We start from the raw sequence: 657 nt of genomic DNA, 5'->3' as shown, positions 1-657 counted from the left end.
AGCAACGGCCTTGGCCGCAGGGCCGCATAGGTCTCGGCGAAGCGTGCCCAGTCGACGTCGGCGACGACCACGGCGCCCTGGTCGCCGGCCAGCACCGCCTCCAGGACCTGCAGTGCGCGCTCGCCGGGCATCGGGCGTACGCCCTGGTCCCGGAGCCGGGCGACGGCCTGCGCGTCGTCCGTCATGCCGCCTTCCGCCCACAGGCCCCAGGCCACGGACGTCGCGGCCAGGCCGTGGGCGCGGCGGTGCCCGGCGAACGCGTCGAGGAAGGCGTTGCCCGCGGCGTACGCGCCCTGTCCGGCGCTGCCCCACACGGCGGCGCCGGAGGAGAAGAGCAGAAAGAGGCTCAGGTCCGGGCAGGCGTCGGCGAGATGGCGTGCACCGTGCACCTTGGCCGCCACGACCTGCCGGTACTCCTCGACGGTCATGTCCCGCAGGAGGGTCTGCTGGTTCAGTCCGGCCGCGTGCACGACTCCGGTGACCGTCGCGCCGTCCGCGCGCAGTGCGCCGACGAGGTCGGTCACTTGTTCGCGCACGCCGATGTCGCAGGCGTGGACGGTGACGTGGGCGCCCAGGGCGGTGAGTTCGGCGACCAGCGGGGCCACGTCCGGTGCCGTGTCGCCGCGGCGGCTGACGAGGGCCAGGTGCTGGGCGCCG

The 657-nt window shown here is 75.0% G+C and carries 1 protein-coding gene; it reads right to left on the bottom strand.

All coding sequences use genetic code 11. The features are described from left to right. Nucleotides 1-657, bottom strand: a 657-nt coding sequence (locus G3I40_RS32560) for an SDR family NAD(P)-dependent oxidoreductase (RefSeq protein ID WP_164306214.1), incomplete at both ends; no start/stop codon positions are given.

The organism is Streptomyces sp. SID14478, assembly GCF_010548525.1.
In the GTDB taxonomy this organism is placed as follows: Bacteria; Actinomycetota; Actinomycetes; order Streptomycetales; family Streptomycetaceae; genus Streptomyces.
The sequence above is the reverse complement of the archived record's forward strand: the minus strand, read 5'-3'. Positions and strand labels throughout refer to the sequence as shown.